Source organism: Arthrobacter sp. 35/47, assembly GCF_000520475.1.
GTDB lineage: Bacteria > Actinomycetota > Actinomycetes > Actinomycetales > Micrococcaceae > Arthrobacter_D > Arthrobacter_D subterraneus.
The window spans coordinates 15731-22542 of record NZ_KI914591.1; the positions used below are offsets into that span (position 1 = coordinate 15731).

Consider the following 6812-nt stretch of genomic DNA (forward strand, 5'->3'; position numbering starts at 1 on the left):
TCTGGCGCAGCCGGTACACCCTCGACCTCGGCGCCCCTCTCGCCGAAGACCTGATCTCCCGCGGCTTCGCCTGCTGGAACCTCGAGTACCGGCGCGTCGGCAACGGCGGCGGGTTTCCCGAGACGCTCGACGATGTTGCTGCCGGCATCGACCTGCTCGCCTCCGCGGCGACGGAACACGGATTCGACACCAGTACGACGACGGCGCTCGGCCACTCCGCCGGCGGGCACCTGGCGGTATGGGCGGCCGGACGCTCACTGCTTCCGGAGGGCGCGCCGGGAGGGGGCCGGCCCGCAGTGCCGGTGACCGGCGTCGTCAGCCAGGCCGGGGTCCTGAACCTGGAACGGGCGCATGAGGAGAGCCTCGGGAACGGAGCGGTCCGGGACTTCCTCGGTGGCGGGTATGGGAAGAAGTACCGGTTCGCGGATCCCATGACGGTCATCCCGCTTGCTGTGCCGGTGATCGCGGTTCACGGCCGGGAGGACACCACCGTGCCGCTGAGCCAGTCGCAGTCCTATGTTGACGCCGCCCGGGCAGCGGGCGCCCAGGCGGAGCTTGTGCAGGTCCCCGGAGACCACTTCGCCGTGATTACTCCGGGGACGGATGACTGGGCCCGGGTTGTCGCCGCCGTCGAGAGTCTGATGTGACCCGTGTTTAGGGAGCATTCAGGGAAGTGTGGGATCCTGCACCAATGAGCGCACGATCCCGGCTCCACCGGGCTGCCCACCGCACCGGCTTGGAAATCCTCGGCTGGACCCTTGTGGTGCTCGGTATAGCGGCGCTGGTGCTCCCCGGACCCGGGCTGCTGATGGTGGTCGGCGGCCTGGCCGTCCTGTCACAGCAGTACGACTGGGCCGAACGTAAACTGCACCCGATCAAGCGGCAGGCCTACCGTGCGGCCAAAGTCGGGGTGAAGACGTGGCCGCGGATAGCCGTGAGCGCGCTGGGTGCCCTCTGGATCATGTCCCTCGGGATCCTCTGGATGATTCAGCCGCCCGCTCCAGACTGGTGGCCGCTCGAGGACAAGTGGTGGCTGTTCGGCGGATTCGGGACCGGGGTCAGCCTCGTACTCTCCGCGATCATCGCCCTCGTGCTGCTCGTCTACAGCATCCGCCGCTTCCGATAACGTCGTCAACGGGCCCGGCCGGCAGCAAAATGCTAGGTTGAGACGGTGCTCACAGTAATCGGCGAAGCCCTTATCGACGAAGTTCTCAGCGATACCGCGCCACTGCGCGCCCACGTCGGCGGCAGCCCGCTCAACGTGGCCGTCGGCCTTGCCCGGCTCGGACATCCGACGCAGTTCCTCGGGCGGTTCGGCGACGACGAATACGGGCGCCGGATCCATCAGCACCTTTCCGACAACGCCGTCCTGGCCCCGGTGCCGCCGGACGCACATCCCACGAGTGTGGCCTCCGCGCGGCTCGACCCCGTGGGCGGAGCCAACTACACGTTCCAGCTCGCCTGGGAGCTCCCCGACCTTGCCTCACGCGCTGAACTGTTCAACGGGTCCACCTTGGTGCACACGGGTTCCATTGCCTCGATGCTGGCACCCGGGGCGCAGGACGTACTGGCAGCGATCCGTTCCGTACGCCCGGCCGCCACCGTCTCCTATGACCCGAACTGCCGGCCGACCATCATCAAGGACGTCGGCTATGCGCGGGAGCAGGCGGAAAAGTTCGTCGCACTGTCAGATGTGGTCAAGGCATCGGATGAAGACCTTGAGTGGCTGTATCCGGGACAAGACCACCGCGAGTCCGCGCGCCGGTGGCTGGGACTGGGTCCCGCCGTCGTCGTTGTGACCAGGGGTTCCAAAGGTCCGTGGGCCGTGGTTGACCGCGGTGAGTGTGAGGTACCCGCTGCGGCGGCGCGCGTGGTCGATACCGTTGGTGCCGGTGACTCCTTCATGGCGGCACTGCTGAGCGCCCTGGTGGACCGCGAACTGGACGGAGGGCAGCGGCGGAATGAGCTGCGGGCACTTTCCGTTGAACAGATGCAGGACGTCCTGGCGTTCGCCTCAGCCGCCGCAGCGGTGACGGTGTCTCGCGCAGGCGCCAACCCGCCCACCCGAGATGAACTGAGAACACAAGGAGTGTACGCATGACCCGCGATCCCTACGCAGACCTTCCCGATGTTCCGTCCTTCGAGCTGACCAGTTCCGACATCGCCGATAACCAGCCCCTCGATATCCGGCACGCCTCGGGGCGCATGGGGGCAGGCGGCCAGGATATCTCGCCGCAGCTCAGCTGGAGCGGCTTCCCGGAGGAAACCAGAAGCTTTGCAGTTACGGTTTATGATCCGGACGCGCCGACCGCGAGCGGGTTCTGGCACTGGGCGGTGTTCAACATTCCCGTAAGCACCACCTCGCTGCCCTCCGGGGCCGGGACTGAAGACGGCGCCGGCCTGCCTGGGGGCGCGGTGCAGTTGAAGAACGACGCCGGTTTCCCCGGTTTTGTGGGCGCGGCACCCCCTGCCGGCCACGGTCCGCACCACTACCACGTGGTTGTCCACGCGGTGGATGTGGAGAAGCTGGACATCCCCGCCGAAGCGTCCAACGCCTACCTCGGCTTCAATCTCTTCTCCCACAGCATCGGCCGCGCGCGTATCGTGGGCACCTACGAGCAGTAGTTCCCCGGCGACGGAGGCATGTCATGTTCATCCTGTTTGGCTTCAAGACGGCGGTAAAGGAACTGTTCCGCCGGCAGACCGTCTGTCCCAACTGCGGCCAGAATGCCTCGCAGCGCATTGACGAACGCGCCTCGAAGTTCACCGTGTTCTTCATTCCCGTCTTCACGACCAGCCGACGGTACTCGAGGACATGCGCCTATTGCGGCATCACAAGTGAGCTGTCCAGGAGCGAGAAGAACGCGCTGGTTTGATCCTCCGCACGCCTCCTTCCGCCCGCTTGGGTAGGCTGGATACCTAACCAGTCAAGGAGTTTGCGGATGCGTTTGGTCGCCAGCGACATGGACGGCACGATTATCGGCCACGATGGCCGGATCTCCGATCGGACGGTCCGTGCGTTCGAGGCCTGCCTGGATGCCGGCATCGAGGTGGTGTTCGTGACCGGACGCCCGCCGCGCTGGCTGAAGCCGCTGCGCGACCTCGGATTCACCGGGACGGTTATCTGCTCCAACGGAGCGCTGACCTATGACCTCGGCCGTGAAGAGGTGCTTTCATCCCACCTGCTGGACGGTGAGAGCATTTTCGAAGCCCAGGACATTATTCGCGACCTGTACCCTGCCGTGACGTTCGCGGCGGAGACGGTGGGCAGCTTCCTCATCGAGCCGGGTTTCGCCGACCCAGGTTCGGTCGAGTTGCTCGGAGCCGCCGAGCCCCGCCCGCTGCGGCACTCCCTCAACGGTTCCGGCGTTATCAAGTTCCTGGCGCGGGAGCGGGACATCACACCAGACGAATTCCTGCACGGGGTGGCACCCGCCGTGGAGCACCTCGTCGCGACCACGCACTCGGCACCGAGCGTCCCCCTCCTGGAAATGAGCGTGCCCGGAATCAACAAGGCGGTCACCCTCGCACGGTATGCGGCAGGGCTCGGAATCGAGCAGACGGACGTCATCGCTTTCGGCGACATGCCCAATGACATCCAGATGCTGGACTGGGCCGGCTATGGGTACGCCATGTCATCCGGTCACCCGGCCGCCCTCGCGGCTGCAAACCTCCGTGCGCCCGCGTTTGAGGACGACGGCGTCGCGAAGGTCCTTGAGGAACGGCTCGCTGCCCTGAAGTCGGCCTGAGCCGCCATGCCGGGACCGTACCTCGCAACCGAGGGGCCGATCGCCTTCTCGCACCGCGGTTTCTCACCGGAGGGTCTGGAAAACACTCTGCCGGCCCTTGAAGCGGCGATAGGGCTCGGTTTCCGCTATCTGGAGATCGACGTGCGCACCACAAGGGACGGCGTCGTCATGGTTTTCCACGATGAGCGCCTGGAGCGGGTTACCGACGGGACGGGCCGGCTGGCCGATCATTCCCTGGCGGAACTGAGTGCTGTGCGGGTTCGCGGGACCGAGCGGATTCCTACCCTTGCCGAGGTCCTCCAGCGGTGGCCGGATGTCCGGTTGAACATCGACGTCAAGGACGACGCGTCGGTTCAGCCCCTTGTTGAGGTCATTGAAGCGTCCGGCGCACATGACCGCGTACTGGTTGCGTCGTTTTCCGACCGGCGGCGCCTGCGGGTGCTGAGGCAGCTGAGCCGGCCCACGGCGTCGTCCGCTGGTATGGCGGTGAGTGCCATCGTGAGAGCCGCCTCACCGCTTGGCCTTGCGCGGTGGGTTGCGCGGCTTGCGCGGGTGGACTGCCTTCAGGTGCCGAGGCATTTCCGGGGGTTCCCGGTAGTGACTCGAGGGTTTGTCCGGCGCTGCAACGCCGCCGGAATCCCGGTCCACGTGTGGACCATCAACGAGCGTCCGGTGATGGAAGAGCTGCTCGCGGACGGAGTGGGCGGCCTGGTCTCGGACCGTGCGGATGTTCTCTCGGGGGTTATGCGGGACCGGGGCCCGTGGCCACAGGTCATTTAGTGCGCTAACTATTTGTGCACTATGCTTGTGGGTGGGCTGACAGGGCCCTGGCGAGGAAGGCATGTCATGGCGGAAAAGAAGCCGTTGTCCCACCGGTTCATGCAGGCCACAGGGAAGTTGAGGATGATTTTCGGCCCGGCCGATCAGGGCGGGCTGGACGGGCCGGTCAAGTACGCCGACGGCGCCGCTCATCAGCAGCGCCAGCAGGAGCTTCAACAGTGGGATGTTGTGCGCAACGCCGACGGCTCCACGTATCTGGTGAAGCGTGAGATCCCGGGGAGGGACGCGTGACTCAAACCTCGCAGGAATCTTTCACCGAGGACCTGCTCCTGGAGCGGCAACTGTGCTTCGCACTTTCGGTGGCATCGCGGAGCGTTATCGGCGCCTACCGGCCGGTGCTGGAGGAATTGAACCTGACCCACCCGCAGTACCTGGTCATGCTGGCGCTTTGGGAACACAGCCCGCGGACGCTTCGGGGAATTGCCGAGGCGCTCGCCATGGACCCGGCCACCCTTTCGCCGATGCTCAAGCGGCTGGAAGCGAACGGCCTGGTAACCCGGGAGCGTGTGGCCGGCAACGAGCGTGCCCTCGCCGTGGGACTGACCGATGAGGGACGGGAGCTGCGCACTCGTGCGCTGTCCGTACCAGGCACCATGTTGGCCAGGCTTGGCCTGACCCGCGAGCAGGCGGAGGATCTCAACCGCATGATGCGTGAAGTGATCGCCGCTGCCCAGGGAGCCTGAAGCTACAGAACGGGGTCCGTGACTGTCTGCAGGTAGCGCAGGGCGTGCGGACCGTATTCCAGCATTGCGTCGTCGTCGGCGTGGATCAGAAGGCGCAGCCAGGAGGCGTACCGGTTGAGCCGGCCGAGCTGCAGCGCCGGTTCCAGGGCGTTCCTCAGCTGGGGAAGCGGTGCGTAACCGCTCCACCGTTCAAGGTAGGCGGTGAGGACTCTCCGGATGCGGGCGTCGTCGGGCGCGGTTTCCCAGGCTTCCATCATGGCGCCGAGGGGGACGTACAGCGAGCTGAACGGGTGGGCCCAGTAGGAGTCGCCGAAGTCGAAAAACCGCAGCGGGTCCGTGCTTGAACCCGGGATGAAGGCGTTGTTCGGGTGGAGGTCATTGTGCTCCAGCGACAGCGGCACTCCGAGGGCCGACAGCTGCGCGGCGGCCTCCTCGATTGCCGGGACAGTGGCGTAGATACGGTCCGCCTGTCCGGCGTCGAGGTGCAGCGGGTGCTCCTCGGGCAAACCCGTGTGCAGGAGGAGCTGGTTACTCACGAAGTTACCCGCGATACCCGGATCCAGCGAGGCGAGTCCAGCCTCCTTCAGTTTTTCCCCATAGGCAGCCGCCTGCTGTTGCAGGTCCGCGAAATCGGTGAGCACCCGGGACCACAGGGCGTAGTCCGTGGAGTTCAGGGTGGCGAGGGTAGCGCCATGGTCAGGGGTGATCATCCAGCCCTTGGTCGGCTCGATGGCCAGCGGGGCAACCACGTGATCCGGCGCAATTTCGGCCAGCGCCGCGATGATGGACGCCTCCTGGAACTGGCCCGGATTGTTCTCCTTGAACCACAGCTTCCCATGGTCGGTGGGGATGGTGAGCTGGACGGACCAGAAGCGGATCCGGGGCTCGCTCACCGGGCCCGTCTGTTCGATGTTGAACGTAGCCAGGACCTGGGACACCCAGGATTCCACCCGGGACTGCCAGGCAGCGCTCTTCCACAGGTCGGTGGGGTGGGGGGCGGGCGAGGTCACCCGATTATTGTGTCACCGTCCTGCCGGGTGCGGTGCCGGATTGCCGTGCAAGCGCTGCGTCCACCGCCGCCTGCGCGTGGATCGCCGTCGTCGGGTAGAGCGGGATGTCCGCGTCCTGCTGCGAAAGGAGCAGCTCGATTTCGGTGCAGCCGAGTACTACGCCCTCCGCACCGCGTGAGGCCAGCCCGGCGATGATGCGTTGGCACTCCCTGCGGGATGCCTCTGAGACGATCCCAAGGCACAGTTCCTCATAGATGATCCGGTGGACTGTCGCGCGGTCTTCCGCGCCGGGAACCAGCACCTCCAACCCGTGGGCGGCCAGCCCATCCCGGTAGAAGTCCTGCTCCATGGTGAAGGACGTCCCTAACAGGCCCACCGTCGTCGTACCGTCGGCGGTCACCGCTTCGGCTGCTGCATCGATGAGGTTGATGAAGGGAATGTTCACGGCCTGTTCAATGGCCGGAGCCACCTTGTGCATGGTGTTGGTGCACAGCACCAGAAGCTCGGCTCCGCCGCTTTCAAGTTCGACG

11 protein-coding genes are annotated in these 6812 nt (G+C 65.9%); 9 read left to right on the forward strand and 2 right to left on the reverse strand.

Translation table 11 applies throughout. The features are described from left to right. From X803_RS18220 to X803_RS0106400, 9 genes are all read left to right on the forward strand, one after another. Nucleotides 1-647, forward strand: a 647-nt coding sequence (locus tag X803_RS18220; RefSeq protein ID WP_035778141.1) for an alpha/beta hydrolase family protein, incomplete at its 5' end; no start/stop codon positions are given. Nucleotides 648-691: 44 nt separating this feature from the next. Continuing rightward, nucleotides 692-1126, forward strand: coding sequence for a PGPGW domain-containing protein (locus tag X803_RS0106365; RefSeq protein WP_026544492.1), 435 nt, complete (start codon nt 692-694; stop codon nt 1124-1126). 45 nt (nt 1127-1171) lie between these two features. Then, the gene (locus tag X803_RS0106370) at nt 1172-2101 is read left to right on the forward strand and encodes a carbohydrate kinase family protein (RefSeq protein WP_026544493.1); all 930 of its coding nucleotides are present in this window, start codon (nt 1172-1174) and stop codon (nt 2099-2101) included. Continuing rightward, nucleotides 2098-2625: a YbhB/YbcL family Raf kinase inhibitor-like protein gene (locus tag X803_RS0106375; RefSeq protein ID WP_026544494.1), complete on the forward strand. Its 528-nt coding sequence runs from the start codon at nt 2098-2100 to the stop codon at nt 2623-2625. Before X803_RS0106370 ends, X803_RS0106375 begins: the two co-directional genes overlap by 4 nt. 23 nt (nt 2626-2648) lie before the next feature. Continuing rightward, nucleotides 2649-2876, forward strand: coding sequence for a zinc-ribbon domain-containing protein (locus tag X803_RS0106380; protein ID WP_026544495.1), 228 nt, complete (start codon nt 2649-2651; stop codon nt 2874-2876). Between the two features lie 66 nt (nt 2877-2942). Further along, the gene (locus X803_RS0106385) at nt 2943-3749 is read left to right on the forward strand and encodes an HAD family hydrolase (protein WP_026544496.1); all 807 of its coding nucleotides are present in this window, start codon (nt 2943-2945) and stop codon (nt 3747-3749) included. Between the two features lie 6 nt (nt 3750-3755). Then, the gene (locus X803_RS0106390) at nt 3756-4529 is read left to right on the forward strand and encodes a glycerophosphodiester phosphodiesterase family protein (protein WP_026544497.1); all 774 of its coding nucleotides are present in this window, start codon (nt 3756-3758) and stop codon (nt 4527-4529) included. 66 nt (nt 4530-4595) lie between these two features. Continuing rightward, nucleotides 4596-4820 (forward strand): hypothetical protein, encoded by a 225-nt coding sequence (locus X803_RS0106395; RefSeq protein ID WP_026544498.1) that lies wholly within the window; start codon nt 4596-4598, stop codon nt 4818-4820. After that, on the forward strand, nt 4817-5272 hold the full coding sequence (locus X803_RS0106400; RefSeq protein ID WP_026544499.1) for a MarR family winged helix-turn-helix transcriptional regulator: 456 nt from the start codon (nt 4817-4819) through the stop codon (nt 5270-5272). The genes X803_RS0106395 and X803_RS0106400 overlap by 4 nt, the downstream gene beginning before the upstream one ends. A 2-nt stretch (nt 5273-5274) precedes the next feature. On the opposite strand, the gene X803_RS0106405 is transcribed toward X803_RS0106400, so the two are convergent. Together X803_RS0106405 and X803_RS18225 are read right to left on the reverse strand one after the other, a co-directional pair. After that, nucleotides 5275-6282, reverse strand: a complete 1008-nt coding sequence (locus X803_RS0106405) for a phosphotransferase (protein WP_026544500.1) — start codon at nt 6280-6282, stop codon at nt 5275-5277. A gap of 4 nt (nt 6283-6286) precedes the next feature. Continuing rightward, nucleotides 6287-6812, reverse strand: a 526-nt coding sequence (locus X803_RS18225) for an aspartate/glutamate racemase family protein (protein ID WP_051470527.1), incomplete at its 5' end; no start/stop codon positions are given.